We start from the raw sequence: 17,386 nt of genomic DNA on the forward strand, positions 1-17,386 counted from the left end.
CAACAGTCGCGTTTGCGTTGGTCGCGTTCGAAAAACAAGCCGCAGGGGAGCAGCTCATGGCAGCCGAAGCCGCAACCAAGATCAAATCCGTGCCGCAGGCGATGGAGCCCGTCGCGGAACAGCCGTTCTACATTCCGATGACCGGTCCCGCCGCGCGACCGCGGCGGTCGCTCAAGCACGACGACACCTTCATCGTGCTGGACAGCCACGGAGACATCGGCGCTTCCGCCGGCGGCCCGGATGGCCTGTTCAACCACGACACGCGCTATCTGGCGCGGCTGGAGCTCGTGCTCGACGATCTCCAGCCGTTGCTGCTCGGGTCGAACCTGCGCGACGACAATTCGGGATTGACCGTCGATCTCACCAACCCCGATATCTATCGCGAGGGCCGGATCGTCCTGCAAAAAGATCTGCTGCACATCGTGCGCACGATCTTTCTGTGGCGCGGCACGGCCTATCAACGCATCGGGCTGCAGAACCACGGCGAGCAGGCGGCAGCCTTCGAGCTCACGCTGCTGTTCGACAACGACTTTGCCGATCTGTTCGAAGTGCGCGGCGAGCGGCGGCCGCGGCGCGGCACCGGCACCAGCAAGCTGCTCGGGCCGACCGACGTGCTGTTCGAGTATCGTGGTCTCGACGATGCCGAGCGCACCACCGGCTTGCATTTCGATCCGCGTCCGACGCGGCTTTCGGTCAATGCCGCGACCTGGCAGCTCGAGCTGGAGCCGCATGAGTCGAAATCGCTGTTCGTGGCGGCGTCCTGCAACCGTCCCGTCGGGGAGAAGCCGGCGCGCTTCTTCAGGGGACTGCTGGCGCATCGCCGCGAGATGCGGCAGTCCACGATCGGGACGGCCAGCATCGAGACCTCCAACAACATCTTCAACGAGGTGCTGTGCCAGGCCATGGCCGACCTCAACATGCTGATGACCGCGACGCCGCAGGGGCGTTATCCCTATGCCGGCATTCCCTGGTACTCGACGACCTTCGGCCGCGATGGCCTGATCACCGCGCTGCAGATGCTGTGGGTCGATCCCCGCGTCGCCAAGGGTGTGCTGCGGCGGCTCGCGCATTTCCAGGCCAAGGCCGTCGATCCGTCAGCGGATGCTGCGCCAGGAAAGATCCTGCACGAGATGCGCGGCGGCGAAATGGCCGCGCTGGGCGAAGTGCCGTTCTCGCAATATTACGGCAGCGTGGATTCGACCGCCTTGTTCGTCATGCTTGCCGGACGTTACTTCGAGCGCACCGGCGACGAGAAGACATTGGTCGAGCTATGGCCCGCGATCGAGGCGGGGCTCGCCTGGATCGATGGACCAGGCGACCCCGATCATGACGGCTTCGTCGAATACCAGCGCGCCACCGAAAAGGGCCTCGCCAACCAGGGCTGGAAGGATTCCTACGACGCGATCTTCCATGCCGACGGCAAGCTGGCCGAAGGCAATATCGCGCTCGCCGAAGTCCAGGGCTACGTCTACGCGGCCAAGCAACTCGCCGCGCGATGCGCACTGCGGCTCGGCAAGCCTGACGTCGCCAGGAAGCTCGAGACGGAGGCCAAGGCGCTGGCAGAGCGGTTCGAGAAGGCGTTCTGGTGCGAGGAACTCGGCACCTATGCGCTCGCGCTCGACGGCCAGAAGCAGCGGTGCGAGGTCCGGACCTCGAATGCCGGTCAGGTGCTGTTCAGCGGGATGATCCGCGAGGACCGCGCCCGTCGCGTTGCCGCCGATCTGATGCAGCCGCACTTCTTCTCGGGCTGGGGCATTCGCACGGTCGCGCGCGGCGAGGTGCGCTACAACCCGATGTCGTACCATGACGGATCGGTCTGGCCGCACGACAACGCGCTGATCGCGCTCGGGCTTGCCCATTACGGTCTCAAGCACTCGGTCGCGCACGTCTTCAAGGGCCTGTTCGACGCCGCGACCTACATGGATCTGCGCCGCCTGCCCGAATTGTTCTGCGGCTTCCGCCGCGAGAAACGGCGCGGGCCGACACTCTACCCGGTGGCCTGCGCGCCGCAGGCCTGGGCCAGTGCGACGCCGTTCACGCTTCTGGAGGCCGCGCTCGGCATCGAGTTCGACGTCGCACGCTGCGAGATACGCCTCCGCAATCCGCATCTGCCGGCATTCTTGAACGAGGTCATCTTGCGCGATCTGCGGCTGGGCGAGTCCAGCGTCGATTTGCGCGTCAGCCGCCATGGCCATGACGTGGCGCTGGAGGTGCTGCGTACGCGCGGCCAGATCCAGGTGTCGATCGTGCTGGCGCGCTAGCGGCGCGTCGCAAGGAGGAGTTCATGCGCACCGCCGGGTGGTTGGCTTTGAGCGCGGCGCTGGTCGCGGGATTGACGGTTACGGTATCGCGGGCCGCCGAGGAGCCGCCTGCGGCCACAAGCGAGGCGAAGGCGCCGACGCCGGTGCAGCCGCCGGCCTCGGTCGTGCCGGTGACGCCGAAGGATGCCGCGCCGCCGCCGTCTGTGACCATTATCGGCGCCAGCGATGCCCACGGCGTGCTTGGCCGCGACGTGCGCAGCGCCGCGGACGAGGATATGGGACGCATCGTCGACGTCATCGTCGATCGCGAGGGTCATGTCCGCGCCGCCGTGATCGATTTCGGCGGCTTCCTCGGCGTCGGCAGTCGCAAGATCGTGGTCGACTGGAATGCGCTTCGTTTCGGCAAGATAGCCAACAAGAAGGACAGCATCACGCTGGAATTGACCAAGGCCCAGGTCGCGGCCGCGCCGGAGTACAAGGAAGACACGCCGATGGTCGTGCTGGGAGCGTCCGGCAGTCTTCAACCGCTGCAAGCCATCCAGTGAGGAGGGGGGAGGGCTGACCGCCTGTGCTCGTGTCGAGAAAGCCTGATCATGAAAAGCACCGGGGACGCGTTGAACAGGACAACGTCGCCGCGGCCGTGCTTGCGGGCATTCCGGCGCCGTCCCGCCGGAGTCTCCGGGGCCTTGACTGGTTCATCTTCTTTCTCGCCGATGTGCAGACCGGCTTCGGCCCCTTCATTGCGGTCTATCTGACCACGCAGAAATGGACCCAGGTCGAGATCGGACTCGTGCTCTCGATCGGCGGCATCGTCGGGCTGATCGGGCAGATGCCAGGCGGGGCCATCATCGATGCTGCGAAATCCGAGCGGCTGGTCGCAGGCCTTGCGATCGCGACCATCGGCTGCTGCGCGCTCGCTTATGCGGCGATGCCGATCTTCCCCGTCGTGGTGACCGCAGCCGCGCTGCATGCGGCGGCGAGTTGCGTGCTGGGGCCGGCGATTGCGGCCATCAGCCTGGGCCTGGTCGGCCCGCTCGCGATCGGTGAGCGGCTCGGCCGCAATGCGCGCTTCGCCTCGCTCGGAAACGGCGTCGCGGCCGCGGTCATGGGCACCGCCGGCTATCTGCTCTCGAGCCGTTCGGTGTTCCTGGTCACCTTCGTGCTCGCGATTCCGACCTTGATCGCGCTGTCGCGCATCCGCGAGGAGGAGGTCGACATCGCCCGGTGTCACGGCGAGATGCCGCGCGAGGCGCCTGTTCCCGGCGACACCAATGTCTGGCATCTGGTCCGACAGCGGCCGCTCATCGTGTTTGCGCTCAGCGTCCTGCTGCTGCAGCTTGCCAACGCCTCGATGATGCCACTGATGGCAAGCGCGGTGACGGCGCGTTCGAGCCAGTGGGCGACGGTGCTGGTTGCTTTCTGCATCGTCGTGCCCCAGGCGATCGTGGCGCTGCTGTCACCTTCGGTCGGGCGCAAGGCGCAGCTCTGGGGTCGGCGGCCGCTGCTGTTGATCGGGCTCGGCGCGCTGACGATTCGCGGCCTGCTGTTCGCGACGGTGCGCGATCCGTATCTGCTGGTGCTGGTGCAGGTGTTCGACGGGTTCACGGCCGCGGTGTTCGCGGTGATGATACCGCTTGTTGTGGCTGATATCGCCTTTGGCAGCGGGCACTTCAATCTGGCGCAGGGCATCGTGGGCACGGCGACCGGCATCGGTGCGTCATTGAGCACCGCGCTCGGCGGCTATGTCAGCGACAAGTTCGGCAATGCCACCGCCTTCTTGGGGCTCGCGGGCATCGCGGCGGCCGGGCTTTTGCTGATCCTTTTCGTCATGCCGGAGACGCGGCGCATGGGGATCGCGACAAAAGAAATGGCCGGCTGAGCCAGGTCAGCCGGCGCTGGTCTCGCGGGTTCGGTGAAATATCAGGTCTCCAAGACCGGTCACGTCGCCGGAAGCGCTCACATTTCCGCACCCCCTCCCGGACCATGTTTGCTGGACGGCCGATGGTCCTCGGGCGTAACAATGCCTGAGGATCTTGCGTAAGGCTCTCAGGAGCGGGAGTGCGACAGGCATGCAGGCAAATGCCGGGGTGTGCAGGCCCAACAACCTGCCGGGCCAGATCGTCCTGGTGCTGCAAGGGGGCGGCGCACTCGGCGCCTATCAGGCGGGCGTCTACCAGGCCCTGCACGAGGCGGGGATCGAGCCCGACTGGGTGATCGGCACCTCGATCGGCGCCATCAATGCGAGCCTGATCGCAGGCAATACGCCTGGAAATCGGCTCGCGCGCCTGAGAGAATTCTGGAAACGGATGGAGCAGAGGCCGGCCTGGCCTCTACCGACGGGCATTCCCGGCCTCGACGACATGCTTGCATGTTGGTCGACCATCGCCCGCGGCATTGCCGGCTTCTTCCAGCCGAATCCGCTGGCGCATGCCGGCTGGTCCTTCCCGCTCGGGGCCGATCGCGCAGGCTATTATTCGACGGCGCCGCTGGAGAGCACGCTGCGCGAACTCGTCGATTTCGGCCTCGCCAATCGCGGCGCGCCGCGCCTGACGGTTGGTGCTGCGCATGTCGGCTCCAGCCGGATGCGTTATTTCGACAGCCGAGATGACGAGCTGACGGTGAAGCACGTGATGGCCTCGGGCGCGCTGCCGCCGGCGTTTCCGGCGGTGCGTATCGATGGCGAGCTCTATTGGGATGGTGGCATCCTGTCGAACTCACCGACGGAAGCCGTGTTCGACGACAATCCGCGCAGGGATTCGCTGATCTTCTCGGTGCATTTGTGGAATCCCGCCGGCGCCGAGCCGACCACGATGGGAGAGGTGCTGACCCGCCACAAGGACGTGCAATATTCCAGCCGGATTGCGAGCCAGATCGAGCGCCAGCAGCAGGCTCATCGGCTGCGCCACGTCATCAACCAGCTTGCGGCGCGATTGCCCGAGGGCGAGCGCAATGATCCCGCGGTGAGGGAGTTGATCGGCTATGGCTGTTCGACGCGCATGCATGTGGTCCGAATGCTGGCCCCGCAGCTCGACCGCGAGACCCACACCAAGGACATCGACTTCAGCCCGTCCGGCATCATGCAGCGCTGGGACGCCGGCTATGCGCATACGAGGTCGGTGCTGGCGCGCGCGCCGTGGATCGGCGAATTCGATCCGCTGTCGGGCGTGGTGCTGCACGAGTACATCGACGAGATGAAGCTGGCCGCGGAATAGCGTCCGCTTCATCGAATTGCCACAGGCCGTGCGGATTGTCGTGGCCGATCCGCCGTCGCGAGGCTCTGCAAGTGGTATCCGCGAACGATCTGGAAGCGGCTCTCGATCGGGTCTGCGCTCACGCGGCAGGGCCGGTGCCGGGCGTGTTCGGTCCTGACACGATGACCTGGCGGATCGATCGGGAGGCCGTGATCTTCCTCGGCGCCGGTCGTGCGCTGCTGCTGCAACTCTCGCATCCCTGGGTCGCCGCTGCCATCGCCGAGCATTCCAACACCTTTGCCGATCCGATCGGCCGCTTCCATCGCACCTTCGACATCGTCTTCGCCATGGTGTTCGGGTCGCTCGATCGGGCCATGCTGTCGTCGCGGCAGTTGCACCGGCGCCACGCCATGATAGTCGGCGAGATTCCGGAGACCGTTGGCCCATTCGCGGCCGGCTCGCGTTACTGCGCCAACGACATCCCGTCGCTGCGCTGGGTTTACGCGACGCTGGTCGAGACCGCGCTGATGGCGCACGATCTGGTCCTGCCGCCGTTCTCGGCCGAGGAGCGCGAGCGCTATTGGGTCGAGAGCCGGACGTTTGGCGCCTTGTTCGGATTGACGCCGAATGATCTACCCGCCGACTGGTCCGGCTTCGCAGCGTACACCGCAGCGATGACGCAGTCGGACACGCTGACCGTCAGCCCGGCCGCGCGGGAGATCGCCGCGCAGATTTTTCGCGGCGCGCGACCGTGGCTGCGGCCGCCGCGATGGTACGGCGCGCTGACGGCAAGCCTCTTGCCGGAACGCCTGCGAGCAGGTTTTGGACTTGAGCTCGACCCGCGCGACAAGAGGGCAGCCGACAACGCGCTGCGGTGGATCAAGGGTGTCTATCCGAAATTGCCGGATCGGCTGCGTTACGTCGGCCCGTATCAGGAAGCGCAGGCGCGCCTGCGAGGCGAGGCTCAGCCCGACTGGATGACACGTTGCCTGAACCGTGCCTGGATCGGCCGGCCGCAAATGGATGTGCGCGGGAAGGAGTGAGGGTTTTCGCGCTCAGCTCCGTCATCCCGAGGTGCGAGTGCAAAGCATCGCGCCGGGAGCCTCGAAGGATGTACGGCGCCGCTGTTGTAGCCGGGCCGTCGCCCTTCGAGGGTCGCCGAAGAGGCGAGCACCTTCAGGGTGACGGTGAGAGATAAGCGCTCGCAACGGAGCGTGCGGAGGCGCCTCGGGCCGGCCTCACACCGTCGCCAGTTTCCGATACAGTTTGCTATAGCTTCCTGCCGAGATGCTCCACGAGAACGAGCGGCCCATGGCGCTGCGGCGCATGGTGTCGAGCTGATCTTGCGTCATGAAAGCCTCGAAGGCGCGACGGACGCCGCCCAGGAAGGATTCGTGTGAGGGTTTTTTGAACAGGAAGCCGGTCTCGCCGTCGGTGATGGTTTCGGCCAGGCCACCGGTCTGGTGGCCGATCGGCAGCGAGCCGAAGCGTTGCGCATACATCTGGCTGAGGCCGCATGGCTCGAAGCGCGACGGCATCAGCGTAAAATCGCTGCCGGCAAAAATGCGGCGCGCGTGGGCGTCGTTGAAGCCGATAGTGACGCCGATCGCGTCGGGGCGGCGGCGATGGGCCTCAACCAGCGCCTGCTCGAGAGCGGGCTCGCCGGAGCCGGTGACGACGATCTGCCCGCCGGCATCGACAATCTCGTCTGCGGCCGACAGCACGAGGTCGATCCCCTTCTGGTGGACGAGACGCGCGACGATCGCGAACATCGGCCCGCGCGAGACCGCGAGCCCGAACTGCTTGCGCACATAATCCGCATTGGCTTGCTTGCCGACCCAGTCGCCGGCGCCGAATTGCTGTGCGAGTTGGGCGCAGGAGCGCGGGTCCCAGCTCTCGTCGATGCCGTTGAGGATGCCGGTCAGTTCGGCCGCATCGGAACGGACGCGCAGCAGGCCTTCGAGGCCGCAGCCGAATTCCGCCGTGGTGATCTCACGGGCGTAGGTGCCGCTGACGGTAGTGAGGTGGGAGGCATAGACCAGCCCTGCCTTGAGGAAGGAGAGCTGGTCGTAGAACTCGACGCCGTCGATGTGGAATGAGCTTTCGGGGACACCGATCCGGCGCAGCGACTCCTTCGGGAAGAGACCCTGATAGGCGAGATTATGGATGGTCAGGACCGACGGCAGATTGCTGCCGCGCCAGGCGAGATAGGCCGGCACGAGCGAAGCCTGCCAGTCATTGGCATGGATCAGGTCTGCTGCCCAATTCTTGTCCAGTTTGCCCATGGCAAGCTCGGCGGCAGCCGAGGCAAAACGCGCGAAACGGATATCGTTATCAGGCCAGTCGCGTCCGGACTCGTCGCCGTAGGGGTTGCCGGGCCGGTCGTAGAGCTGTGAGCACAACAGCACATAGACCGGCATTCCGTCCTTGGTCGCGGCCCGGCCGAGCGAGCAGGCCGGCATCTCCGCAAACGCCGGACAGCGGCCAACGACCTGAATATGCGTGAGTTGTTCGATGATGTCGCGATAGCCGGGCAGCATGATCCGGATATCGGCGAAGGGGCGTAGCGCTCGGGGAAGGGCAGCAGAGACGGCACCGAGTCCGCCGACGCGGACGAAGTCGTCCATCTCTGTCGTGACGAATAAGACCCTCAAGAACGAATGCCCCCTGCTGATCCCGATTGCTGCTATGCAAGATCGGGTCCAGTTGTCCCAAGCCCCCCACGAGACGCATCGGTTCGGTAAAGACTTTCCTACTCAGCCGCCGCCCTTTAGGGTCGGGCGACAACGACGGGGAACATCGATGGTTCCTACGGGGACACAAGGGGAGACGTGGCCGGCATGCAGCCAGCAGATAGGCATGAGGGGACGACGACAAAGCCCTTTGCGGGCCTCAGGGTCCTGGATTTTTCGACCACCATCGCCGGCCCCCACTGCGCCCGGATGCTGGCAGACATGGGCGCCGAGGTCATCAAGATCGAGACCGATGGCGGAGAGACGATGCGGACCCGGCCCCCGCTGCGCAACGGCTGCAGCACCGTGTTCGGCCAGCTGAATGTCGGCAAGAAGAGCGTGGTGCTCGATCTCAAGTCCGAGGACGGACGAGAGGCGGCGCGCCGGCTGGCGGCGACTTCAGACATCCTGGTCGAGAATTTTCGCCCGGGCGTGATGCGCCGCCTGCGGCTCGATTACGACAGCCTGCGTTCGGCCAACGAGAGGCTGATCTACTGCTCGATCTCCGGCTACGGCCAGAGCGGTCCGTCCGCCGAGCTGCCGGCCTATGCGCCGGTGATTCATGCCGCCTCGGGCTACGACATGGCGCATCTCGCCTACCAGCCCGGCCGTAACAGGCCGGACTATTGCGGCATCTACCATGCCGACGTCGTCACCGGCACCTACGGCTTTGGCGCGATCGCCTCCGCGCTCTACCAGCGCACGGCGACCGGGCTCGGCCAGCACATCGACGTCTCCATGCTGGAATCGATGCTGACGCTGACGGTGATCGAATTGCAGAGCTCGCAATTCGCGGTGAAGCCGCCGCCGCGCCCGATGTTCGGCCCGACCGAGACCGCCAGCGGTTTTGTCATGATCACGGTCGCCAGCGAGAAGACGTTCCGGGCCCTGATGGGCGTAATCGGCCGGCCCGAATGGATCTCCGATCCACGCTTCTCTTGCTATGCCTCGCGGCGCGAGAACTGGGCCGACATGATGGACGGCGTCGAAGCGTGGTCGCGACAACTGTCGACCGACGCATGTCTTGTCGCGCTGAGCGCAGCCGGCGTGCCGGCCTCGGCCTATCGCACCATCAAGGAAGCCCTTGATGATCCGCAGCTCGCGCACCGGCAGGCACTCTCATCGGTGGAGGATGGAGGCGGCGCGTTCAGGGTGATCAATCTGCCATTCCGAATGACCGGAGCCGACACCACGCCAGGCAAGACCATGGCCGAGCTCGGTGAGCATACGCGCGCACTGCGCGAGGAGATCGGCCTCGGCGAGGCCCCGTCAGTTTAAGCGGCGCGGCTAACGGGTTTGTCTCGTTCCACCAGCCATGGCATGGTGGTAGCGATAACGAGAAGCATGCCGGGAGGATTCCGATGAAGAGTTTCAAGGTCGCCGATTTCAAGGCGCCGCTGCAGGAGTTCGACGAGGCGACGCCGCAACCTTCGGGCACGCAGGTCCTGATCAAGGTGAAGGCCGCCGGCGTCTGCCACAGCGATCTCCACATCTGGGAAGGCGGCTACGATCTCGGCCATGGCCGCAAGCCGCTGTCGCTGAAGGAACGCGGCATCAATTTGCCGCTGACCATGGGGCATGAAACCGTCGGCGAGGTGCTGGCGTTCGGTCCGGACGTGAAGCCGACCGATCAAGGCGAGCTCAGGCTCGGCGATACCGGCCTGGTCTATCCCTGGATCGGCTGCGGCAAATGCACGACGTGCCTGGCCGGTGACGAGAACATGTGCCTGACACCGCGCTCGCTCGGCGTCTATTGCGACGGCGGCTATTCCGATCACATGCTGGTGCCGCATCCGCGCTATCTGCTCAATCTCAAAGGGCTCGATCCGGCGTCGGCCGCGCCCTACGCCTGCTCGGGCGTCACCACCTACAGCGCGCTGAAGAAGGTCGAGCAGTACTTTGACACGCCCATCGTGATGTTCGGCGCCGGCGGCCTCGGCCTGATGGCGCTGTCGCTGCTGAAGGCAATGGGCAGCAAGGGCGCGATCGTGGTCGACATCGACGCCAAAAAGCGAGAAGCCGCCGAGAAGGCCGGCGCGCTTGCGACCGTCGATCCCAAGGCGGGCGATGCGCTGGAGCAACTGGCCAAGAAAGCGGGCGGGCCCATCCGCGCGGTGATCGACCTCGTCGGCAATGCCGCAACGACGCAGCTCGGCTTCGACTGCCTGACCAAAGGCGGCAAGCTCGTCATCGTCGGCCTGTTCGGCGGCGGCGCGACCTGGGCGCTGCCGCTGATCCCGATCAAGGCCGTGACGATCCAGGGCAGCTATGTCGGCAACCTGCGCGAGACCCAGGAGCTGCTCGACCTCGTCCGCGCCAAGAACGTCGCGCCGATCCCGGTGACGACGGCGCCGCTGAGCAAAGCCAACGATGCGCTATTGCAGCTGCAGCAGGGCGCAGTGGTCGGGCGCACCGTGCTGACGCCGTAATTGCGCACTCTCTCCTCCGTCATTGCGAGGAGCGAAGCGAAGAAGCAATCCAGAAATCCCTCCGCGGAGACAGTCTGGATTGCTTCGTCGCCAGCGCAAAATTGCTTCGCAATCTTGTCGCGGGCTCCTCGCAATGATGCTCGCTCCTTCCTCGAGGCCTCTTAAATGTCCGCAAACAACGCCTTCCACATTGCCGTGCTCGCCGGTGACGGCATCGGTCCCGAAGTCATGGCGCCCGCGCTCGAAGTCCTGCGCAAGATCGGGGCGAAGTCGGATTTGCGCTTCCGCTTCACCGAGGCGCCCGCCGGCGCCAACAATTATCTGGCGACCGGCAAGTCGATGCCTGACTCGACCATCAAGCTCTGCGAGGAGGCGGATGCTATCCTGCTCGGAGCCTGCGGCCTGCCGTCGGTGCGTTACCCCGACAATACCGAGATCGCGCCGCAGATCGAGCTGCGCTTCATCTTCGATCTCTATGCCGGCGTGCGGCCGGCGCGGCTGATACCCGGCGTGCCGAGCCCGATCGTCGGTGCCGACAAGCGCGGTATCGATCTCGTCGTGATCCGCGAATCCACCGAGGGCCTGTTCGCCTCGATGGGCAAAGGCGTCGTCACTCATGACGATGCGCGCGAGACCATGGTGATCACGCGCAAGACCTCGGAGCGCCTGTTCGACTTCTCGTTCCGCCTGGCCGAGCGGCGCAAGGCGCGCGGCAAGCAGGGCTCGCTTGCCTGCGTCGACAAGGCGAACGTGTTCAAGGCGTTCGCGTTCTTCCGCGGCATCTTCGACGAGATCGCGAAGAAACATCCTGGTGTGAAGACCGATCGGCTCTATGTCGACGCGTGCTCGGCGATGCTGGTCAAGCGCCCCTGGGATTTCGACGTAATGGTGATGGAGAACATGTTCGGCGACATCGTGTCCGACATCACCGCGAGCCTGATCGGTGGCCTCGGCATGGCACCCTCAGCCGACATCGGTGACACCTACGCCGTGTTCCAGCCGTGCCACGGCACCGCGCCCGACATCATGGGACAGGGCAAGGCCAATCCCACGGGGATGATCCTGTCGGCGGCGATGATGCTGGACTGGCTTGCCGACAAGCACGGCGTCGAGAGCGCGATGGAGGCGGGCGAAAGAATCGAGCGCGCGGTGGATCAGGTCTATGCCGACGGGCTCAAGCCGATGGAGTTTGGTGGCAGCAACGGCACGGCCGACATCACGAAGGCAGTGCTCGCGGCCCTGTAGCCGCCCCCGCGAGAGAAAGGGGCCTCGCGGCCCCTTCGTCGTTACCAGCGGCGCCAGTGGCGATGGCCCCAGCCCCACGGACGCGGGCCGTAGAAACGCCGAGGGGCGTAGAAGCCGTAGGCGCCGTAATAGTTCGGGCGCCACCAGCAGCGGCCCCATGGATTACAAACCCAGCGCACCTGATCGACATGGGCGGCCGGACCGCTTGCGACCTTGTCGGCCTGCGGGATGCCGTTCGGCATCGCCGCGAGCGCTTGTCCCGACGCCAGCGCCACGCTGCCGAGGGCAGCCAGACCAAGAACAGCCAATTTGAGTTTCATCGCGATCTCCCTCGTTGGTGCCGGGAGAACTTGCGGCAAATCAGTTGGTTGCAATCGCGGCGCTGTGCGGCGAGGAATTTAATCTTCGTGAATGAAGGTTCAGCTTCTCGGCGTCACTTCCCCGAAAACTGCGGCTTCCGCTTCTCCATGAAGGCCTGCCGGCCCTCGCGGAAATCGGTGCTGTCCATACATGCCGTGCCGATCGCCTTGATGGCGTCCATGTCGCGCGCGCTCTCGTCCTTCAGCACCTCGGCGATGGTGATCTTGGCCGCCTTGATCGCGAGCGGCGCGTTCTGCGAGATCGTGATAGCGATCGCCATGGTCTCGCCCCAGAGCTGGTCGTCCGGGATCACGCGTTCCACGAGACCGATGCGCAGCGCTTCCGTGGAATCGATGCGCATGCCCGTGTACATCAGGAGCCGTGCCCAGGACGGACCGACCAGCGACACCAGGTGCTTCAAGCCGTCATAGCCATAGGCGATGCCGAGCTTCGCCGCGGGAATGCCGAATTGGCTGTCGTGCGCCGATATCCTGATGTCGGCGAGCATCGCGAGCTGCATGCCGCCGCCGAGGCAAAAGCCCTGGATGCATGCGATCGTCGGCTTCGGGTAATCGGCGAGCAGCGCGCGCTGGGCGGCGCTGCGCTTGCCATACTCTTCGGAGGCCGCCGCGTTGTGCCTGACCTTCTCGAACTGGCTGATGTCGGCGCCAGACACGAACGCCTTCCCGCCGGCGCCACGCAGGATCACGACGCGCACCGCGTCGTCGTCGCGCAAGGCCGTCAGCGCTTCGCCAAATCCCCTCCCACATCTCCAGCGACATCGCGTTGCGCTTGTCGGGATTGTTGAAGGTGATGATGCCGACGCCGTCGGTCACCTGCTTGAGGATCTTGCCGTCGGCGTAGGGAGTTTCTTGGGACAGATCAGGCATCGCGCGCTCGCTCGTCGGTTGGCGAGGCGTAATGTGCTGTCAGGCCGAGGCCCGGGTCAATCGTGGCGGGGATGCGGGCTTGCATCCGGCCGTGCCGCCATTGCATGCCTATTGCGGCATCCTATTGGGCCATGTGCGCGGTCAGCGGATGGTTGCCGGCATTGCTGAAGAACGCCGCTTCTTCGGCCGTCGCCTCCAGCAACTGCTCGTCCTGGTTATAGACGTCGTTGCGGAACTGGATGGTCTGGTCCTTGGTCATCCAGGCCGTCAGATAAATCCAGGCCACCGGCACCCTCCTGGCCATGGCGACCTCCTGATGCTGACCGGTCGCGATCTCGGCGTCGATCGCTGCGCGCGTCCATTTCGGCTGGTCCTTGAGCAGCCAGGCGGCGAGATCGCGCACATTGTCGACACGGGAGCAGCCGTGGGAATCGAAGCGGTAATCGTCGCTGAACAGGCTGCGCTGGTTGGTGTCGTGCATATAGACCGAGTACGAGTTCGGCATGTCGATCTTCACGGCGCCTAGCGCGTTGAAGCTGCCGTTCTGTTGGCGCACGGTGAAATTAGGCGTGTGCGTGCCCGACCAGTCGACCGAATGCGGATCGATCGGATTGTCGTGGCCGTCGAGCACCTCCATGTGCATGCGCGACAGATAGGTGGGGTCCTTGCGCATGTGCGCGGAGATCTCGGTCTGGGCGATCGAGGACGGCACCGTCCAGGTCGGGTTGAGGACGACGCCGGTGATCTCCGCCGTCAGCGTGGGGGAGGGCTTTTCGGTCTTGCCGACGATGACACGATAGCGCCGCACCACGACGTCGTTCTCGACCGCCTCGGCAAAGGCCGCGGGGATGTTGACCACGACATAGCGCCGGCCGAAGCTGAAATTGGTGTTCTCGAGCCGCTCCAGCGAAGCCTCGAGCTGGCGAATGCGCTTCTGCACCGGGACATTCATCGCGGCGAAGGTGCGCGGCGTCATCAGGCCGGTCGGCGCAAGACCGTGGCGGGCCTGGAAGCGCTTCACGCCGTCGGCGAGATCCTGGTCGAAAGCACCGCTCGCCTTCTCGGCCGCGAGATCGCCGGTGAGGATCAGGCGCTTGCGCAGCAGATCGTCATTGGCGCCCTGGACGCCGAGTGCGAACTTGGCGTCCGCGGGGATCGTCGGCCAGCCGCCGCGCACCGCGAGATCGGAATAGCTCAGCGCCGCGTCCTTGATCCGCTGGGCGGTGCCCTCGTCGAAGGTCGGCTCATGGGTCAGCGCCAGCGCTGCGGCCGAGCGACTCTCGGGCGTCGACGCCGATGCCGCAGCCGCGGTCTTCGGGACGGCAGCGTGGGCCGGGTTGGCGGCGGCCGGGACAGTGCCGGACGGGGCGGCCGTCTTGGGCCCGGCCTGACCGGTGGTCTCGGACTGCGCGAATGCGGACGCGCCGGCGAGGAGGCCCACGGCAATGATCAAGGCATGGCATTTCGGCATCTGTCTGGTCTTTCCCATGAGGTCGAGGCCCCGACGGGCGCTCGCATCGGCAATGTTCGGCAGCCCATGCCGCCAACGCCGATTCGCTGAAATCGGCGGGACGCTAGGGCATCGAGGTTACGGTCCCACTAAGCAAGTCGTCTCGAAGCGCCCGGGCGTGCTCGCCGGGGCTCTCTCGACTGGGTCGCAGCAAGGCTGGGGCGGGTTCGCGAAATCAGCGATCGATGGCCGTCAAAAGCGAATGAAGGCAATAAAAAAAAGGCGGCCACGCCGCCCCAACAACCAAAGCTCGCGCACACGTGGCGCGGACCAAATCTGATCTCCTCATGTTCCGGACATCATGCTCCCAGACATCATGCTCCCAGACATCATGTCTCAGGCATCAGGTCTCGCCAATCCAGCCGCGCCCCCGCGACGCGGCGGATTGAACATCGGCCATGAAGGCCGGACCTTCGACCGGCTCAGCTCTCGTTGGCCGCGATCGATTCCATCAGCGAGACGAGCTGACGCTGCACCGTCTGATCCTTGATCTTGCTGTAGGCGCGCAGCAGGCGGAGGCTGAAAGCCGAGTCCAGGAACAGGAGGCTTTCGACTTCGCGGGCCTTGTTGTCGCCGTCATAGAAGAAGGTCACCGGCACGTCGAGGGCGGAGGCGATCTGCTGAAGCCGAGCCGCGCCGACGCGATTGACGCCCTTCTCGTACTTCTGCACCTGCTGGAAGCTCACGCCGAGCTTTTCGCCGAGCTCGGCCTGCGAGATCTTCATCTCGACGCGCCGCAGACGGATGCGCTTGCCAAGCTCGATGTCCGGCTTGCCGGCGCTGCGCTGCTTCATTCTCTTCGCCGCTGCTTTCATTTTCGTTTTCACCTTTGTTCTTCGGTTGAAAATCCCCCGAAGAGCTGGGTCAGGGGTTCGCCCATATAAGAGTCCTTGAATTCATGCGGATGCACGAATTCTTCCTTAAACCACGGGAAGCGAGCCGGATTGAAAGCTTCGATCAGCCAGTCAATCATGTGCCGCACACGGGGAATCCGGCCGCTACCAGGATGGTACGACAACCAGATATCCAGCGGTCGGTTCAACTCGACCTCCAGTGGAATCAACTTCCCGCCAAGCGCAATGGCGTAACTCGGGAATACGCCGATTCCGGCGCCATTGGCGACAGCCCAATAGTTGGCGCTCGAGACGTTGGTCTTCATGACCAGAAGGTCACGTTCCGGAACGCCCGGGAAGAAGCTCTCAAAGGTTTCCTTGGCGGCGATCTGATCGGCGAATTGCAGCACCAGGCGATGCTTGATCAATTCCAGAGCCGAGCGCGGCGCGCCATATTTCTCGACGTAACCCTTGGAGGCCCAGAACATCAAATGCATGCGGCCGAGCCGCACCAGCTTGACGTCGAGCGCCGAGGGACGCGACAGATGGATAGCGACGTCGGCCTCGTGGCGGGAAACGTCGGCCGAGCGCATCGCGCAGTGCAGGTCGACCAGGACATTCGGATAGGCCTGCTGGAATTCGACCAGCCGCGGGGCGAGCCAGAACGTGCCCAACCCTTCCGTGACGGCGACGCGGACCTCGCCGGTGAGCGCGTTGGCCGTCGAATCGCTGGTGCGCAGCACGTCGAAGGCCGCCGCCTCCATGCGCTCGACGGCGGAGACGACCAGTGCGCCTTCATCGGTGAGGTGAGTGCCGTGGACGTCGCGGGTGAAAAGGGTTGTGCCGGTCTGGCGTTCGAAATCATCGATTCGCCGGCGTACAGCATTGATCGACAGGGACAGGCGTTCGGCCGCCGAGCGAAAACTTCCGCGTCGAACGACTTCCAGGAAAATGCGGGCCGCGTCCCAATCGGAGAGGCCGCTGATGTTTGTCTTTAGGCGTTCTTCCTGTGGAACGCCCCTTTCCGCTAAGGAGTGCATACAAGTCCCTTCGGGTTGCTAAACTGGCAGAATCCAGCGCAAACCACAACCACGGCGGGTTGCGGGGTGGCGAGTTTTGAACGCCATACTTACCGCGCCCGAGACGGTATTGGGGTGTGTCTGGCGCTGGGAATCGGGCTAATTCTTGCCCGGAAGAGGGGTAGACGTGCATTCCGTTGCGAGCCCAGGAATGGCTGCGGGAATTGCGTGGTCCATGCGGACCGCAGGGCGGCGTGCGGGATTTGGGCGTGTCCCGGGAATCGATCAATCGCATCCGGCCGAATGTTTTGTCATTGACCGTTGCGACGTTCGCCGCGTCAACCGCAGAGCGATGCTGTCTGGAACCGCAGTTTCCACGCGAACACGCATTGAAATCGTCTTCGAGAGCACGGACTCTCCGTGCTATCCTCGGTTCGCTTTGGGGCCGAGGGGATCGCTTCAAGCACGTCTCGTAGCTCGAATTAACTGAAAGAACTCCGGTGTCGCATTCAGACCAACAATTGCAGTCAGTGCTCGAGACGCTCGAGGAGTGCCGCAAGGTTCTCAAGGAGAGCAACAGCCGTGAATCGGCTGAGTTGCTTTCGATCGTCATCCTCGACGTGAGGATGAAGCTCAAAGGAATTGACAGTGCCGACCTCAAGGCGCTGTGCGACGAAATGCTGCGGAGCGCTGCCAGCGAGCCGCTATCCCCCTCCAAGCAGACGCAGGACCAGCCCCGGCGTCCGCTGCTCCGCGTGGTGAAATAGCCGCGCCGCCTGATCTCGCTTTTTGGCGAGATTTGTGCGCGTCCCGATGCCGTATCTGTGATCGCAGACGGCATCGGGAGGAGCCCTGGTTTGATTGCGCCTCTGTTGCGCATTCCCCGGCATCGGCTACACCAGAGCCGGTTCGGCTC

At 64.8% G+C, this 17,386-nt stretch carries 14 protein-coding genes and 1 pseudogene; 9 read left to right on the forward strand and 6 right to left on the reverse strand.

Going from position 1 to position 17,386, the window contains the following annotated elements; all coding sequences use genetic code 11:
- Positions 1–56 precede the first annotated feature (56 nt).
- The 5 genes from ACVIIW_RS20505 (at position 57) to ACVIIW_RS20525 (ending at position 6,495) form a co-directional block, all read left to right on the forward strand.
- Positions 57–2,261 (forward strand): amylo-alpha-1,6-glucosidase, encoded by a 2,205-nt coding sequence (locus ACVIIW_RS20505; protein WP_456702375.1) that lies wholly within the window; start codon positions 57–59, stop codon positions 2,259–2,261.
- A gap of 23 nt (positions 2,262–2,284) precedes the next feature.
- A complete protein-coding gene (locus ACVIIW_RS20510; RefSeq protein ID WP_456702376.1) occupies positions 2,285–2,806 on the forward strand; it encodes a PRC-barrel domain-containing protein in 522 nt (173 codons plus the stop codon).
- 23 nt (positions 2,807–2,829) lie between these two features.
- Positions 2,830–4,140, forward strand: a complete 1,311-nt coding sequence (locus ACVIIW_RS20515; protein WP_456702377.1) for an MFS transporter — start codon at positions 2,830–2,832, stop codon at positions 4,138–4,140.
- A 190-nt stretch (positions 4,141–4,330) separates the two neighbouring features.
- On the forward strand, positions 4,331–5,473 hold the full coding sequence (locus ACVIIW_RS20520; RefSeq protein ID WP_456702378.1) for a patatin-like phospholipase family protein: 1,143 nt from the start codon (positions 4,331–4,333) through the stop codon (positions 5,471–5,473).
- Positions 5,474–5,544: 71 nt separating this feature from the next.
- Complete coding sequence (locus tag ACVIIW_RS20525; protein ID WP_456702379.1) at positions 5,545–6,495, forward strand: oxygenase MpaB family protein; 951 nt, start codon at positions 5,545–5,547, stop codon at positions 6,493–6,495.
- Between the two features lie 195 nt (positions 6,496–6,690).
- On the opposite strand, the gene glgA is transcribed toward ACVIIW_RS20525, so the two are convergent.
- Complete coding sequence (glgA, locus tag ACVIIW_RS20530) at positions 6,691–8,106, reverse strand: glycogen synthase GlgA (protein WP_456702380.1); 1,416 nt, start codon at positions 8,104–8,106, stop codon at positions 6,691–6,693.
- A 186-nt stretch (positions 8,107–8,292) separates the two neighbouring features.
- On the opposite strand from glgA, the gene ACVIIW_RS20535 reads away from it, so the two are divergent.
- The 3 genes from ACVIIW_RS20535 (at position 8,293) to ACVIIW_RS20545 (ending at position 11,858) form a co-directional block, all read left to right on the forward strand.
- Entirely contained in the window at positions 8,293–9,462 is a 1,170-nt protein-coding gene (locus ACVIIW_RS20535; RefSeq protein ID WP_456702381.1) for a CaiB/BaiF CoA transferase family protein, read from the forward strand.
- A gap of 83 nt (positions 9,463–9,545) precedes the next feature.
- Positions 9,546–10,613: an alcohol dehydrogenase gene (locus ACVIIW_RS20540; protein ID WP_456702382.1), complete on the forward strand. Its 1,068-nt coding sequence runs from the start codon at positions 9,546–9,548 to the stop codon at positions 10,611–10,613.
- Between the two features lie 165 nt (positions 10,614–10,778).
- Positions 10,779–11,858, forward strand: a complete 1,080-nt coding sequence (locus ACVIIW_RS20545) for an isocitrate/isopropylmalate dehydrogenase family protein (protein ID WP_456702383.1) — start codon at positions 10,779–10,781, stop codon at positions 11,856–11,858.
- A gap of 41 nt (positions 11,859–11,899) precedes the next feature.
- On the opposite strand, the gene ACVIIW_RS20550 is transcribed toward ACVIIW_RS20545, so the two are convergent.
- The 5 genes and pseudogenes from ACVIIW_RS20550 to ACVIIW_RS20570 form a co-directional block, all read right to left on the reverse strand.
- Positions 11,900–12,178: a hypothetical protein gene (locus ACVIIW_RS20550; RefSeq protein ID WP_456702384.1), complete on the reverse strand. Its 279-nt coding sequence runs from the start codon at positions 12,176–12,178 to the stop codon at positions 11,900–11,902.
- Positions 12,179–12,291: 113 nt separating this feature from the next.
- Positions 12,292–13,108 (reverse strand): annotated as a pseudogene (locus tag ACVIIW_RS20555) (enoyl-CoA hydratase).
- A gap of 121 nt (positions 13,109–13,229) precedes the next feature.
- Positions 13,230–14,597, reverse strand: coding sequence for a L,D-transpeptidase family protein (locus ACVIIW_RS20560; protein WP_456702385.1), 1,368 nt, complete (start codon positions 14,595–14,597; stop codon positions 13,230–13,232).
- Between the two features lie 443 nt (positions 14,598–15,040).
- Positions 15,041–15,412 carry a helix-turn-helix domain-containing protein gene (locus tag ACVIIW_RS20565; RefSeq protein WP_020608151.1) on the reverse strand — a complete coding sequence of 124 codons (372 nt, stop codon included), beginning with the start codon at positions 15,410–15,412 and terminating at the stop codon, positions 15,041–15,043.
- A gap of 29 nt (positions 15,413–15,441) precedes the next feature.
- Positions 15,442–16,491, reverse strand: coding sequence for a LysR family transcriptional regulator (locus ACVIIW_RS20570; RefSeq protein ID WP_456702386.1), 1,050 nt, complete (start codon positions 16,489–16,491; stop codon positions 15,442–15,444).
- Between the two features lie 479 nt (positions 16,492–16,970).
- Here ACVIIW_RS20570 and ACVIIW_RS20575 point away from each other — a divergent pair, with 479 nt between their 5' ends.
- Positions 16,971–17,237, forward strand: a complete 267-nt coding sequence (locus tag ACVIIW_RS20575) for a hypothetical protein (RefSeq protein WP_456702387.1) — start codon at positions 16,971–16,973, stop codon at positions 17,235–17,237.
- The last annotated feature ends 149 nt before the right edge of the window (positions 17,238–17,386 follow it).

This window comes from Bradyrhizobium sp. USDA 4449 (assembly GCF_054056275.1).